The organism is Gimesia maris (genome assembly GCF_008298035.1).
GTDB lineage: Bacteria > Planctomycetota > Planctomycetia > Planctomycetales > Planctomycetaceae > Gimesia > Gimesia maris.
This window is the reverse complement of record NZ_CP042910.1, coordinates 2167526-2182500: the sequence shown is the minus strand read 5'-3', so window position 1 is coordinate 2182500 and position 14975 is coordinate 2167526. Positions and strand designations below refer to the sequence as shown.

The following is a 14975-nucleotide window of genomic DNA, read 5'->3' as shown; positions in this document are numbered from 1 at the left end:
CTGAGACTTCGGCCCGGAAGGCCTTAATCGAGCCATTGACGGTAACTCGCCGGATCATTATGCAAAAGGCACGCCGTCACACTTATCCGAAGATAATAGTGCTCCGACAGCTTGTAAGCGTATGGTTTCAGGTTCTTTCCCTCCCCTAACAGGGGTTCTTTTCATCTTTCGGTCACCCTACTTTTCACTATCGGTCATCAGAGAATACTTAGCCTTAGGAGATGGACCTCCCAGATTCAGTCCGGATTCCACGTGGCCGGACCTACTCGGGTACCTGTCGGAAGTCTATTCACTTTCAAATACGGGACTGTCACCCTCTATGGTTTCGCTTTCCAACGAATTCTTCTAGCAAACAGTTTTGTAACTCCACAATGACAAGCCCCACAACCCCGCCATGCCGAAGCAAGACGGTTTAGGCTAGATTCGCTTTCGCTCGCCGCTACTCACGAAGTCGCTGTTGCTTTCCTTTCCTGCGGTTACTGAGATGTTTCAGTTCACCGCGTGTGCCTCATATACCTATGTATTCAGTATATGATAATTCAGGAACCTCGGGATCAACGCTCGTTTGACAACTTCCCCAAGATTATCGCAGTCTTCCACGCCCTTCATCGCCATCTGATGCCAAGACATCCCCCATACGCCCTTAATAGCTTAGCCGTAATAATTTTTACCTCACAAAGACCACATTGGCCAGCGGGAGCCAAAAACATTACAACCCGATCTCAATTCACAAGGTCTTGCATAACAACCTTGCACTTGAGTCGATTTGCCTAAGAACAAAATCTCGGTAGCAATACAATTCCTAAGAATTGGTATTGCAACTTGAGAACTCTATGTTTATAGATGCCACTTATTACTTTTACCAAATTGTCAAAGATCGTTGATCCTCAGGGTTATCCCCAGAGAAAAACAGCCAACCAAAATCAGCTGAATCAAAACCAGCACTGCTGAATTCGATTCAATCGACTTAAGTCAGCTGAGAGAGTCATCTTATCGTCGTCTCTCAGAAAGTCAACCGTCCGAGAAACAAATCTGAAAACTTTTTTCAAAACCTCTCAAACACTTTCTTGCCACAAACTGCTTTGCGACAACCACTTGCACTCAACAAGATTTGTTAAGAACAAGTGAAGGAGCAGAATCCTAACCAGTCAGAAACCACTCGTCAAGCCAGAGAGATTAAATTCTCTGAAAGTTTTTTTGTCACAAAACCTTTTGTGACAACCACTTGCCCTCAACAAACCTGCCAAGAACAAATAGCGGAGCGGGATCTTAACCAGTCAGAAACCACCCGTCAACCCAGGGGAGAAAAATTCCCTGGAAGTTTTCCAGAAAGACTTGGGACCTGATTTAGAACCTCTAAAAGGCACAGGTCACTTCACTTCCCGAAAACACAATGGAGACGACCGGGATCGAACCGGCAACCTCCGCCTTGCAAGGGCGGCGCTCTCCCAGTTGAGCTACGTCCCCTAACAGTGCCAACAATACTATTGCTGGCAAACCCCAGGCATGCAACTAAAAAAGCTACAAAACCTGGAGTCCCTCTTAGAGAAGAAAAAAATGGGCGTACGTGGATTCGAACCACGGACCTCAGCTTTATCAGAGCTGCGCTCTAACCAACTGAGCTATACGCCCCAATAAGAGGACGCGTATTCTGTCTTCTTATGTTGTTGCTGTAAAGTCTCTTTCGACACTAGTTTTACAAAAAATTACATTTTCTTCATGGTAAAAAGACACACCACCTGCGAACTGGTTCGCTTTCAGCTGTTATCCACCCGGAAACAGTTTTCCAACGGTTCACACATTAAACACGTAGTAGCTGACAGACATCAGGGAATACGTTCTTTCAACAAAGCTCCCTGACCGAAATTTATCTATCAGAGAGAAACAACGATGCTCAATCTTCTACTCAAAACTGGTTTATCACTGGCATTACTGTCCAGTCTGTCCAGTCTGACCATTTCTGATAATAGAACCTGCGCTTCGAACAACCAGTCGCAGAACCTGCCGCTTCCTTCTGATTCACAATGCTGCCTGTCCCAGGATGCACCTGATCATTGCCCGGTCAGGCCAGCCTCAAGTGATGACTGCCAATGCAGTATTCACCAGGTCCTGGCGACTTCCAAAAGTCGATTACCCGAACCAGATACTGGAATTTCCACATCGCATGATTCCAGTCTGCCAGCTCCATTCGGCCTGAGTACAGTCGCTACATCCCACCATTTTCAGGCGAATTCACGCCCATTATATCTGATACACTGCGTCTGGATCTGCTGATCACCTGAAACCGCGTACTCATGTTTCATCCAATTTCAGCAATTCATTCACTGATCCACTCTAAAGGAGATGTCAGATGTTATCGAAAATGATCACTGCCACAATGTTGTCTGTCGGGCTGGGAATTACTGCCTCTGCTCATTCACAAACAGATACATCCAACTGTTGTCAACTGAATTTGACCTGTTGCGAACAAGGTCAAGCCTGTTGTATTACCTCTTCAAAAGCAGACTGCTGCCTGGAGGACCTGGCCTGTTGTGACCAGGCAGAACAATGCTGCCTGACAGAAACAACCTGCTGTGAGACAAAACTCTCCTGCTGCGAAACCGGGGGGAACTGCTGCATCGAAAGCCCCACCGCTAACAGCCCCCCGCAATAATACCTCCTGAAAAAGATAGATCGTTTCTATCTTTGAAAATGGTCCCCTGCAGACAGTTAGTCTGCGGGGGATTTTTTCTACCTGCCGGAGCTGCGCCCCTGCTCTGCAACTACAATCACCAAATCCCCCATCGTCCTGTATGTAATGAACTTGATAGCTAATAATGTTGCAGTTTCCGGGACTTTGTGGATGGCTGTCCCCTACTCTGCCACTTTCACTTTCTGCTTTGCCATTTCATGGAACTGTTTCCATGTAATGACCTCAATCCCCAGGTCCTTAATTTCTTTCATGACTTCCGGATCAGTAAAGACACGTCGATCTCCATCGCGGCGTGAGGAACTATGGGTAATATTCTGTAATTCCTGATTATCAATGCCACAATGAATAATTATCTGTGTCACCCCCGGTTTGAGTCCCCGCAGCTTGTCCAGATATGACTGTTTTCGCTTTCCATAATCTGGCTCGCCATAAAACTGAACCAGTTCATCCAACACGGGCAGACCGTTTTTCGAAAGAACCGCTTTGAGTTCTTTCGACTTCTCTGCAATCAGGCCGTACTTCTTCGGATCAAGATTAGCAACAAACAAGACAGGGAGCTGGTATTCAATTCCCAGATTCACATACATTTCCAGCAGATCAGGGCGGCTGACGACAGCCCCCATATGGGTATCGAGGTGACTTAAGGGAACACCAAATTTTTTCGCACGCTCGATCTGGGCTCGCAGCTCTTTTTCGGCGTCTTTTACATTAACATGCTGCATTACCTGCCCGACATTGTCCCAGAGATATTGCTCCTCGTCTAGCAGGCTGGGGACCAGATCACGCGAAGCAACTGGTCCCCAGCGATAATTTTTCCATTCCGAATTCAAAGTCAGATGAATGCCAAAATCCTGATCCGGATTCTGCTTTGCGTATTCGGCAAATTCTTTGAACCAGGGACAAGGCACCATTATGCTCGCAGACGAGACGATTCCTTTCTGCATGCCTTCTATCGTTGCCTGATTCACCGAATGCGACATACCGGCATCGTCCGCGTGGATGATGAGATATCGTTTCTCCCCTGTTTCTTTGTGTTCCGCCTGAACAGAAGCGACACTGGTCGCAGCAATTACACAGAACCAGATCATCATCATTTGACGTTTCATAAATCACCTGAGGGAGTTACGGAAAATGAAATACAGGATTTGATGCCGCGAATTGAAAGCGTTCGCTTGAATTCTGATATCAATCAGATCAAGCTATAAGTGGATTTGGATTGTTACCACTTCTCTATTCTACTTATCCTGCAAGGAACTACAAATGAATTGTACCTCTCTGAAACGACTTGCAGCCGTTTTGCTGATGCTGATCTCCGTGAATGCATTGAATGTAAAGCTGGCGCACGCAGAAATCAAACTTCCCGCGATTATCGGTGACAACATGGTCCTGCAACAGGGGCAGAAAAACCCGTTATGGGGTTGGGCCGAACCAGGTGAGAAAATCACCGTTACCGTCAATGGACAGACTCACTCTGCTACTGCAGATGAAAATGGAAAATGGAAAGTCACACTCGAACCTCTCAAAGTTGGTGGTCCCTATGAAATCACGATCAAGGGAAAAGAGTCCATCACCCTGAAAAATGTACTTTCTGGAGAAGTCTGGATCTGTTCTGGTCAATCCAATATGGCCTGGACCGTTGGATCATCCAATGATGCCGACCTGGAAATCATGACCGCCAATTACCCCAAGATCCGATTGATATCGGTACCCCAGGTTGGCACACAGGTAGCCCAGGATAACTTCAAAGGTCAGTGGGAAGCCTGTACCCCTGAGACCGTCAGAAACTTTTCGGGGGTTGGGTACTTTTTTGGTCGGCAACTCTACCAGACATTGAATGTCCCCATCGGCCTGATTGACAATGCCTGGGGTGGTTCTTCTGCAGAAGCCTGGGTGAATCGTAAACGACTGGAAGATGAGCCTGCCTTTAAAGAGATGCTGGAAAAATGGGAAAAGACAGAAGCGTCCTACAACCATGAACAGGCTGTTACAGCTTACAATAAACGTCTGGATCAGTGGAAAGAATCAGTCAAAAAAGCCAATGCAGCTGGAAAAGCCGCGCCACGGCGTCCTCGCGCACCACGTAACCCGCTGACAGGTAATCATCGTCCGGCTAACATTTACAATGGCGTATTATACCCGACCATTGGTTACGGGATCAAAGGTGTGATCTGGTACCAGGGTGAATCCAATGCCAGCCGCGCCTATCAGTATCGAAAACTGTTCCCTTACATGATCCAGAACTGGCGTGACGAATGGAAACAGGGCGATTTCTCCTTCTACTGGGTCCAACTGGCAGATTTCCGCAACGAAAACCCGGAACCAGCTGACAGCGACTGGGCTGAACTCCGTGAAGCACAGACCATGACAATGGATGCACTCCCCAATACGGGTGAAGCCGTCATCCTGAATCTGGGTGAAGCCTCTGACATTCATCCCAAAAACAAACAGGATGTCGCCATGCGACTGGCCCGCTGGGCACTGGCGAAAGACTATGGCGTGAAAGTCGTACACCAGAGCCCCCGTTACAAATCTATGGAAGTCAAAGGCAACAAAGCGATTCTGACCTTTGATCATGTTGGCGGTGGCCTCGATACCTTCGACGTGACAACTCCCATCGGTTTCGCCATTGCCGGCGAAGACAAGAAGTTTGTCAAAGCGAATGCGAAAATTGTTGGCAGCAATAAAATCGAAGTCTGGAGTGACGCAGTTGCGAATCCAGCTGCCGTTCGCTACGCCTGGGCAGATAACCCCGTCTGTAACGTCCAGAATAAAGAAGGTCTGCCTGTCACACCCTTTCGTACGGATGACTGGCCTGGAATAACAATCAATAATCATTAAGCAATCTACTGATAATGCAGTCACAAAATGCCTCAGGGAACAGGTTTCTCTGAGGCGTTTTTTATAAGCTCTTGACGGTGTCCCGTATTACAGCAGCGTTTCCATCCGCCTGCAGGACTGAACTTCCCACACCTGCTGCTGCACATTCCCGCACTCCCGCTGCATAAAATGAACTTGACCGCTGCGCGCCACCGGCGATAAGCGTTGTTTTGGGTCGCGCGCGTATCCAGTTTACAGTGCACCGGAACACGCGACACTTGTTCGTACTCTTCACGATAAATGAGCCTGTTTTTTCCAGATATTCACTTGTCAAAACAACACCCGTTCCCAATGTATGCCTGCGGGTCGACGCACTTCGCAGGTTTTCGTCCAAACATCGTCTCAGCACCGCCAGACATCGTTCCCATATCAACACAGTTCGCCACATTTTACTGTTCATCCCCCTTGACCTCCCCAGGCCCTTCCACAAAATAATCCAACATGCAATCAAACCCGCTTCCCAAACCCCAAGCATCACCCCTCCCCTTTCGTGTCATTTCGTGTTTTTCGTGGTAGCAATACAAAACGGTCGGGCGCCCCGGTCGGCTCGCCCGACCGTGCCGATGCGATCATCCCCTGATCGGTTTCACATCGCATTATAAAAGAAGTGCCCCCACCCCCGCAGATGAATAACCCGAACCACTATATACAGATCAGGGGGTAGCCCCGAATGTAATTCGGGGTTGTCGCAGACAACAGGAAACTGTCAGAGCAGACCTTCAAATAAGAATTGACTACCCCGATATAACACAAAAGAAAGGGTAACCCCGGATGTAATCCGGGGTGAGCGCAGCGAACAGGAGGTCCTGGCGAATCCGCTCCCTCCACAATCGAACTTCCTCTACCCGCCGGGTGCCATCGGTCGGCCTGCCCGACAGTGCCTGTGCTCAGGGCCTCCTTCCCGGGTTCACCAGGCATTATAAAAGAAGTGCCTTCAGTATCTGCAGATGAATATCCCGAACCACCGTCAACAGGTCAGGGTTTAATTCAGAAATCTCATCCAGGCCGGTTCACAACCATTTTTTCTTTTTAAAATAGGTCACCAGTACCACAGGTAATGTGATAAAAACCACCCACAGAAGCGGATACGACCATTTCCAGCGGAGTTCAGGCATGTATTCAAAGTTCATACCATAAATTCCCGCAATAAATGTAAGCGGAATAAAAATCGAGGCAAATACCGTCAGGATTTTCATCACCTCATTCATTTTGTTACTCACACTCGAAACATAGATATCCAGCAGGCCGGCCAGCATATCACGATAAGAGTCCACCGATTCTGAGATCCGCAGAACATGATCAAACACATCGCGAAAGTAGATATGCGTTTTCTCGCTGATCAGATCATGATCTGATCGCAGGATCGCTGACAACAGTTCCCGCTGAGGTGAAGTCGAACGACGTATATTGATCAGTTCCCGCTTCAGATGCTGAATGGAAACCAGCGTATTTGAGGTGGGATCCGATAATAATTCTGCTTCAATTTCATCAATCCGCTCATCCATCGAGTCCAGCAGCACAAAATTCTGATCGACGATGCTGTCTAAAATCGCATAGGTCAGATAATCCGACCCCAGAGATCGAATGCGGCCTGTACTGGTGCGGATCCGCTGAATCAGGGGAAGAAACAATTCGTCCTTCCACTCTTTGAAGGTAAAAACGAAATCATTAAACACCAGAATGCTGATCTGCTCGTAATCGACACTAAACTCACTCGACGCAACGTCCTCTTCTCCCAGGGAGAGACCTTTCAGAACGATATAGAGATAATCATCGTACTCTTCGAACTTGGGCCTCTGGTGAGTATTGAGAATATCTTCCAGCACTAACGGATGAATGTCGAAATATTTGCCGATCAGCTCGGTGATTTCGACATTTTTGAGTCCTTCCAGGCAGACCCAGGTAATCGAATCCTTCTCACGGAATTTGAGCAGATCCTCCACTGTTTCCACACTGGGTTCCTCGACATCAATCAGCCCATAATCGATCACAGAAATTCGTGTATCTTCTTCATTAAAGTCGGCCACGTGGATCAGAGAACCAGGTGGCATACCGGCTTTTTTTGAGGTATTCCGATAGGCATCAATCATAGATATTTGCTCGCAGGAAAAGCGGTCATGATTCATTCGCACACCTGAAGCTGGTGAGACGAGAACGCAGTAACACTACCTGGGGGCTCTCCCACAGGCAGTCCGAGCCAGATTTTATGACATCATGGCTCGGGCTGCGAGATCAGACTGATGCGGGACTGGTCAAATCTCGAAGGAGTTGCCATCTTCCTTGTAGACCACCCGGTAGAGTTCTGTACGGCGGTCATTCCAGTTCTGCACACTGCCCGACTCACGATGCCGCCTTAACAGTTCGAAGTCGAGGTCATGAATAATCACGGTTTCGACGTTCGGATTACACTCCGCCGCCACGCCATCACTGGCGAATTCCATATCGGAGGGTGTAAAAATCCCAGACTGGGCATAGTGGATGTCGGCATTTTCCACAAAGGGCAGATTGCCTGTGCAGCCTGATATCGCTACGTACAGGTGATTTTCGACACAGCGTGCCTGGGCACAATGTCTGACCCGCAGATAACCGTGCCGCGTATCGGTATTGAAAGGCACGAAGACAATCTGTGCCCCTTTCTGAGCGGCAATCCGGGTCAGTTCGGGGAATTCAATATCGTAACAGATCTGGATGGCGATCGTACCGCAATCCGTTTCAAAGACTTCAACCCGGTTGCCTGAACTGACGCCCCACCACTTGCGTTCACTGGGAGTGATATGAATTTTATCCTGTTTTCCAATTGTTCCATCGCGACCGAACAGATAGGACGAGTTAAACAGCGTGCCATGCTCGACAACAAACTGCGACCCCCCAATCACGTTGACATTGTATTTGACAGCCATTTCCGTAAAGAAATCGAGATACTGTGGTGTGAATTCCGCCAGACGTCGTGCGGCCTGCCCGGGACGAGTCGCCTCCACACAGGAAAGCAGTTGTGTGGTAAACAACTCCGGAAACAGGATGAAGTCGCATTTATAATCGGAGGCCGTATCCAGAAAGAACTCGCACTGCTGGGCAAACTCGTCGAAGCCTTTAATCGAACGCATCTGGTACTGCACGACACAGATCCGGATCGGTTCGACCGGATGATGAAAACGCCGTTTGGCACCACGTTTATAGTCCAGATTCGTCCACTCCAGGTAGGTCGCATACCCGCAGGATTCGGTATCCGAGGGCAGATAATTGGGAATCAGCCCCTGCACGGAAAATCCATTGGCCAGTTGTGCTGTCAACACCTGATCATAGATCGCCTTTTCAACCACGCAGTCAATGTATTCACGGGCCGTCAATTTGTCGGCGTGCAGATGATATCCTGGAATCCGACCGGCAATAATCATCTGGGTCAGATTTTTCTGACGGCAGAGTTCTTTGCGGGCATCATACATCCGCCGGGAAAGTTTCATCCCGCGAAAATCAGGGTGAACCATGATTTCGATCCCGTACAGCGTATCCCCCTTGGGATTATGATTGCGGATATACCCGTCGTCGGCGACTGCTTTCCAGTTATGCCACTCCATACTGGGGTCAAATGTCAGAATCAGACTGGAAGACGAAGCCGCCAGTCGCCCATCAATTTCCACACAGAGTTGTCCCTCGGGAAAATGCTTGAGCTGGCTTTCAATATGCTCCCGCCCCCAGGTCTGCATGCCGGGAAAACAGAGTTGCTCCATTTCCACCAAGGCATCGAAGTCGTCCATTGTCAAAGGTCGGACTTCGATCTTCCATTCGAAATCCTTCAGATCAAGTGGTTCCATTGATTTTCCTTAAGAGAAGCAGCTACAGGGACAGTGCACGAGATTATTATCGTCAGCACTCTTGATTTTGAACAGCCCCCGAAAATCCTTTTCTCTGCGGTTGCCAGGAATACCCTTGCCCGAAATCCCTTCTTCAGGTCTCCGTAACAGTTTCTGTTCGGGAATCGCTCGCCATGTCCTCAAAGAGAGATTTCGTATCTCTGGCAGTTAATACAAAGATCGCCCAGGCTCCCAGCACCGTCCCCACAGGAAAGATAATGCAGGTCACTGCGGCGCCCACGAGACAGGTCCGATAACTGATTCGCTTTAAGAGGCAGACCCCTGTTAAAAAACAGACCAGTGTAAAGGTAATCGAGACAATGAACATCCCCATTAGCATGCTGTTCGCCATGGAATCAAATTGATCACTGCTTTCAGGTTTGGTTCCCTCGAGTGACGTCAGATTTGCTGTCATTTCAGAATTCGCTTTGAGCTGATCGCCAATATTCCTCAAAATCGCAAGATTGAATATAGAGATCAGACCCAGAACTAAAAACAGGGCGCCGATCAGATTCAACTGGCTGGCTCTGGAAGCAGTCATCGGGCCACTCCTCTGTTCGCTGGGATGGGAGGTCTCAACGACATATATTCTGAAATTCAGGATAAAAAATCGTCTTCCGCGAGTAGATTCGGTGCATCAAAGAGAGGCTGGGCCTGTTTATCAAACAGGATCAGCAGCGTCCAGACTCCCAGAGCGGTTCCGAGCGGGAACCAGATGCAGACCGCAGCTGATCCAATAATACAGACAGTCCGGCGGGTTTTCCGGTACAGGTTGATCCCGGTGACCAGTGTCATTCCGCCAAATAACAGACCCAGGGTCCCCATAAAGCCATACATCAGATAAAGGGAGGGTTGCATGGTCTGTATCATCTGCCGGGGGTCGGGTCGATCCTGGCGTTTTGGAAAATCAATCTGCTCAAATGACTCCATCACTGACTGCATCATTACGTAATGGAGCGGCAGCAGCAACAGCCCCAACAGGCAGAAGCCAGCCAGAACCATGAATAACACCCCGGCTACTTTGAGCTGCTTTTCGAATTTGTCTGTCTGTTTAGACATCCGTGACAACCTGACTTTGAAGTGATTGATAAGTTGAGATTGTTCTCAGTCTAGAATAACAAATGAAAAATCCAATCCATTAACGATCCTGAACCTGATTGCTGTGAACCCGCCTTTTTCTGGAAAGATTGTCGTTCTGCGTTCTCGGGGTATCGGGCGACAATCGGCTGGTCGTTCAGGTTCTGGTAGCCGTTCAGATCGGGTTCCTCCCACTCCAGCGGATTGAATTCCACATTCGAGAAGAGATAAACAGTACTCTGCTGACCTGAGGGGTGAATATATTGCACCGCCCTTAATCTCCAGGGGCGTTTCTCCAGATGAAGCTTGAATTCATTAAAAAGGGCTGCGTATCTTCGATTTTTTGGCTTGCCGGCAATCCAGATATGAGTGTCATTTTCCCGAATGACCTGCAGATAAGAATCAGAAATAAATTCATCAAAATTCGCCTGATTAGGCACACCAGGCAGAACCGGTGCCATGTTGTCCATTTCCGAGAAGTACCGACCGAAATCATACCATTTCGGCTCCGATTCAGTCTGAGGTCGTTTAATAATTCTAAACTCTTCGTACTTTTTTTCTCTGTGATCGATGCTTCTGATCCATGATTTCTGCCAGCGCCATTCTTCGCTGAAACCCTCTTTATACTCATAAGGACTCCCATCAGGTGCTTTCTTCAGAGAGTCAGGATCAGGTTGATTCGGTGCGGGGTTGTATCGAAAGAAACCATACTGAGGTCCCAGATAGCCAAAGGTACCCACTGAATGCTTTTGCTGCTGAAATACATCATCGTAATCAATTCTTAAAATCTCGCCTTGTACTCCTGTGAAGCTCAGGCATTCTTCACTCCATTCGTGCAGAACCTCCCGGGCTCGCTGCTCTGTTTCATGGACAGGAGGGGATTTCGATTCCGCTTTGAGGGGAGTCACAGTCAGTCCGAACACGATCAACGTCAGAAAAACACGGGCATCCATTCGAGTGTTCCTTTTAGTATGAGATAAAACTGCTCAGGCCGGGAGATTTTCGGGGCAACACAAATCCTGGCGGCTGTGCCATTCGTGGGGAATACCCCGCATCAGCAGGGCACAGTCGAATTCGATCGTCCCCGGCGGAAAACGCTGGGGATCATCAAAGAAACTGGATGCGATGGACTCTACCTGCAGCGGTTCCGCTTTCCAGTCCCGGCAACTCAATTCCAGCCCGTCAAAATGCCCGGCCCTGTTGCTGGCCGAATACCCCAGTGACCCCTGTTCGAAAAAGTCAGACGCTTCCTGCACAGTAGCGAAGATTGACGAAGCAGGTAATTCATCCACGATGGAACCTGTCACCTGCATCCGGGCCTGACCATCTCTGGCCCGCATTTCGACCGAGAAATGGTCGTCCGTCTCTTCGACTGTAAAGCGGGCATGGTGATGAGTTCCCGGAAAAATCCGCCCTCCTGCCAGTGCATTCAGACAGGAATCCGTATCCCGACGATTAACATAGACTCCCTGGTGTGTCTGACCGCCCGCTTCCCATTCGACGGCGAACCGGTGGGCGGCGTTTTCAGAACGAATTCCCCAGGAAAAGGGAGCACACCGGGGGCGGACATTCGTCAGTCGAATAAGACAAACGCCACCAATGGCATATCCATGAATCAGTTGGGGACGAAACGGGGCCGGCAGAACACGGGCCATGGCTTCCGGATCAACACGGAAATTGGCCAGAATACGACGGTCAATCATGCCTTCAATTACGGGAATCTTCATTACCGGCTCCAGGAGAAATGAGAGTGAACTCCCCTACCAGTTCCAACGATACCCCATCTCCCGCCTTTCGTCAAAAATATTTTCCATGCGGAAGCAAACGGCGACAAAGTGACTTCTACCAGTCCAGAACTGAAAAATGAGGTCATCAGTGGGAAGAGCTGCTTCGATTTCGAGTTAACGTCAAAGTAAGCCTTTGCGGGCATATTTTGAACGGCGACACAGTCGAATTATTGTTCGACATTTATTCTATGCAGTAAGCCCCTGACTGAAAGGAACTTAGATAGCTGGAAATTATTCAGCGGCCGCTGATTCTCCGGTGCCGGAATGGGAATTTGATTCCCGTTGATGGTGAGGATTCATCTTCAATTGTGCCGCCTCATCGCAGGGTTCGACAACGACCAGATTGGTTGAAAGCTCTTCCACAACCTGACCTTCCAGCCCGTCTTCCTCGCGTCGAAATCGCCTGATTTGTGAAGGTTTAGTTCCTTCAGGCAGCATTCCCAGGTTGCAGATCGGCTCACCCGGACTGATAGCCGGCAGAGTGGTCATCCCAATCACAACGGAATCAAAAGGGGCATACAGCATACTGCGTTCTCTGCCCAGCAGAGTGGTGTTGGTCGCCAGTGGCTGATCTTTTTCGATAATGTCGCCCGGCTTGACATGGAATTTGAGGAAGCCCCCCCGCTCTGCACGGACCCACGTCGATTTATCCACGATGACCTGATAATCGGGAGATTCCGGCTCGCCATCCAGCATTTGCAGATCGCGCAGAACATTTCTGACCCCGCGCGCTGCAGACTCAACGATTCCCGGTTCGACTTTCCAGACTTCGCCACCTTCCATGATGATGGTCGGACAACCTGAGTTACAGGCTTCACGACGGAAGGCTCCTGCGGGTCCTTTACCATTCATAATGATTTCCGAACCAAAGGCTTTCGCCAGACGACTCACTTCAGGATTACTCAGATCGCCGCGGACATTAGGATAATTGGTGCGACGCACCGAAGCGGTATGCAGATCGATGCCATAATCGCAGCGGGATACAATTTCATCAAAAATGATTCTCGCCATGCGACTGGCAAGGCTTCCGTTTGCAGACCCCGGAAAAGAGCGGTTCAAATCGCGCCGGTCAGGTAAATAACGCGAGTGTCGATCAAAGGCCAGAATATTGAGAACCGGAACCAGAATGACCGAGCCCCTCAATAGCTGGAAATCGACATCCTGAATCAACTCTCGTATCGCCCCCGTGCCATTAATTTCATCGCCGTGTAACGCGGCAGTCACAAATACCACCGGTCCGTCTTCCTCAGCACGACGGATATGTATGGGAATTTTGACATTCATACTGCTGTAGCTTTCGCTGACAGCCAGCTTGACGTCGCGCGACTGTCCAGCCGGTATAGATTCTCCGTTCCATTGATCGATTGGCTTACGTCGTCGCGGTTTTGTCATGTGTGTTGTCAATTCCTTCCCGACCGCGCTGACTCAGCGGTCTCCTTGACAGCGTCAGTCAGTACTTCTTCGGCCACGGGTAATTCGGGCAGATCCTGGACTTTCGGACGACGTTTTCGGCGTGTTTTTGAAGGAACCAGATCGCGCATCAGTTCCAGCTTACCAAAACAGAGTAATCGATCATGTGATTCCAATTTTCGATCGGAACGGGGGTTGGGAATCACCGTTGTACCACGATAGAGGGTCAATACGTTTATATCTTTATCCCGCAGTCCAGATTCATTAATGGCTTTCCCCACGTATTCAGACCCTTCCGGAATATGAATCTCAGTCACACCATATCCACGGCTGACAGTCAGTCGCTGCCGCAGATCAATCTCCGGAAAATCGACCTGGGCCGAAATATAATCGACCACGGCACCGGCAATATCGAGCTGGGTACATTTCTCGATTCCCTCCAGGCCAGGTGAGGAATTGACTTCCATGATCTGTGGTCCATTTATCCCTTCCAGCATGTCAACACCGGCGACTCGCAGGCCCATAATCTGCGCTGCACGAACTGCTGTTTTACAATAGGTCTCATCCAGAATGACTGGTTCCGTCAGGCCGCCACGATGCACGTTGCTGCGGAACTCCTGGCCTTGTGCCACGCGTCGCATGGCTGCCACTACCCGGTCTCCGACGACGAAGGCCCGGATGTCACGCCCCTTGCTTTCGGCGACAAATTTCTGAATCAGTACATTCTGTTTCTGGTTCTGTAACAGTTCGATGATGGCTTCAGCCGATTTCACCGATTCGGCAAGAAGCACGCCAATCCCCTGGGTTCCCTCAAGAAGTTTGATTACTACCGGGGCGCCCCCCACGCGTTCAATGGCGGGCAACACGTCTTTTTTATCACGGACAAATGTCGTTTGCGGGATCCCGATCTGATGCCGACTCAGAATCTGCAGACTGCGGAGTTTATCTCGGGAGTTGGTAATTCCAGAAGAGGAATTCGCACAAAAAATATCCATCTGCTCGAACTGGCGGACCACCGCGGTTCCGAAATACGTAATAGAGGCCCCAATGCGAGGCAGCACTGCGTCATAATCAGAGATGGACTTCTGGCGGAAAAAGAGATCCGGTTCCGCCTGTTTGAGGTCGATGGCAAATTTGAGCGTATTCAAAACTTTGATCTGAAAACCACGTTGCTCTGCCGCTTCGCGCAAACGCCGCGTGCTGTAGCACCTGGGACTGCACGAAAGAATTGCAAGTTTCATGAAATATCCTTTTGTCGCCTGAATGGTTTTGGTTTGAACC

Annotated in this window: 11 protein-coding genes, 2 tRNA genes and 1 rRNA gene (1 of these 14 cut by a window edge); 2 read left to right on the top strand and 12 right to left on the bottom strand. The window is 49.3% G+C overall.

Annotation, left to right across the window (positions count from 1 at the left end; all coding sequences use genetic code 11):
* From GmarT_RS08235 to GmarT_RS08225, 3 genes are all read right to left on the bottom strand, one after another.
* Window positions 1–657, bottom strand: a 23S ribosomal RNA gene (locus GmarT_RS08235) (it extends 2232 nt beyond the left edge of the window).
* Between the two features lie 737 nt (window positions 658–1394).
* Window positions 1395–1467 (bottom strand) — tRNA-Ala (locus GmarT_RS08230).
* A 91-nt stretch (window positions 1468–1558) separates the two neighbouring features.
* Window positions 1559–1632 (bottom strand) — tRNA-Ile (locus GmarT_RS08225).
* 718 nt (window positions 1633–2350) lie between these two features.
* Between GmarT_RS08225 and GmarT_RS08220 the strand changes: the two genes are divergently transcribed.
* On the top strand, window positions 2351–2653 hold the full coding sequence (locus GmarT_RS08220; protein WP_149302537.1) for a hypothetical protein: 303 nt from the start codon (window positions 2351–2353) through the stop codon (window positions 2651–2653).
* Window positions 2654–2853: 200 nt separating this feature from the next.
* Here the strand turns inward: GmarT_RS08220 and GmarT_RS08215 are convergent, their stop codons facing one another.
* Window positions 2854–3798 carry a polysaccharide deacetylase family protein gene (locus GmarT_RS08215; RefSeq protein WP_044240692.1) on the bottom strand — a complete coding sequence of 315 codons (945 nt, stop codon included), beginning with the start codon at window positions 3796–3798 and terminating at the stop codon, window positions 2854–2856.
* 154 nt (window positions 3799–3952) lie between these two features.
* On the opposite strand from GmarT_RS08215, the gene GmarT_RS08210 reads away from it, so the two are divergent.
* Window positions 3953–5530 carry a sialate O-acetylesterase gene (locus GmarT_RS08210; protein WP_002649812.1) on the top strand — a complete coding sequence of 526 codons (1578 nt, stop codon included), beginning with the start codon at window positions 3953–3955 and terminating at the stop codon, window positions 5528–5530.
* 1049 nt (window positions 5531–6579) lie between these two features.
* Here the strand turns inward: GmarT_RS08210 and corA are convergent.
* The 8 genes from corA to GmarT_RS08170 all read right to left on the bottom strand — a co-directional run bounded on the left by corA (window position 6580) and on the right by GmarT_RS08170 (window position 14935).
* Complete coding sequence (gene corA / locus GmarT_RS08205; RefSeq protein ID WP_002649760.1) at window positions 6580–7659, bottom strand: magnesium/cobalt transporter CorA; 1080 nt, start codon at window positions 7657–7659, stop codon at window positions 6580–6582.
* Between the two features lie 162 nt (window positions 7660–7821).
* Window positions 7822–9381 carry a carbon-nitrogen hydrolase family protein gene (locus tag GmarT_RS08200; RefSeq protein ID WP_002649761.1) on the bottom strand — a complete coding sequence of 520 codons (1560 nt, stop codon included), beginning with the start codon at window positions 9379–9381 and terminating at the stop codon, window positions 7822–7824.
* Between the two features lie 133 nt (window positions 9382–9514).
* Entirely contained in the window at window positions 9515–9961 is a 447-nt protein-coding gene (locus GmarT_RS08195; protein ID WP_002649762.1) for a hypothetical protein, read from the bottom strand.
* Window positions 9962–10017: 56 nt separating this feature from the next.
* Complete coding sequence (locus GmarT_RS08190) at window positions 10018–10479, bottom strand: hypothetical protein (protein ID WP_002649763.1); 462 nt, start codon at window positions 10477–10479, stop codon at window positions 10018–10020.
* 50 nt (window positions 10480–10529) lie between these two features.
* The gene (locus GmarT_RS08185; protein WP_002649764.1) at window positions 10530–11450 is read right to left on the bottom strand and encodes a hypothetical protein; all 921 of its coding nucleotides are present in this window, start codon (window positions 11448–11450) and stop codon (window positions 10530–10532) included.
* A gap of 33 nt (window positions 11451–11483) precedes the next feature.
* A complete protein-coding gene (locus tag GmarT_RS08180; protein WP_002649765.1) occupies window positions 11484–12224 on the bottom strand; it encodes a DUF2071 domain-containing protein in 741 nt (246 codons plus the stop codon).
* A 291-nt stretch (window positions 12225–12515) separates the two neighbouring features.
* Window positions 12516–13676, bottom strand: coding sequence for a succinylglutamate desuccinylase/aspartoacylase family protein (locus GmarT_RS08175; RefSeq protein WP_002649766.1), 1161 nt, complete (start codon window positions 13674–13676; stop codon window positions 12516–12518).
* An 8-nt stretch (window positions 13677–13684) separates the two neighbouring features.
* Window positions 13685–14935: a RimK family alpha-L-glutamate ligase gene (locus tag GmarT_RS08170; protein WP_044240648.1), complete on the bottom strand. Its 1251-nt coding sequence runs from the start codon at window positions 14933–14935 to the stop codon at window positions 13685–13687.
* Window positions 14936–14975: the final 40 nt, after the last annotated feature.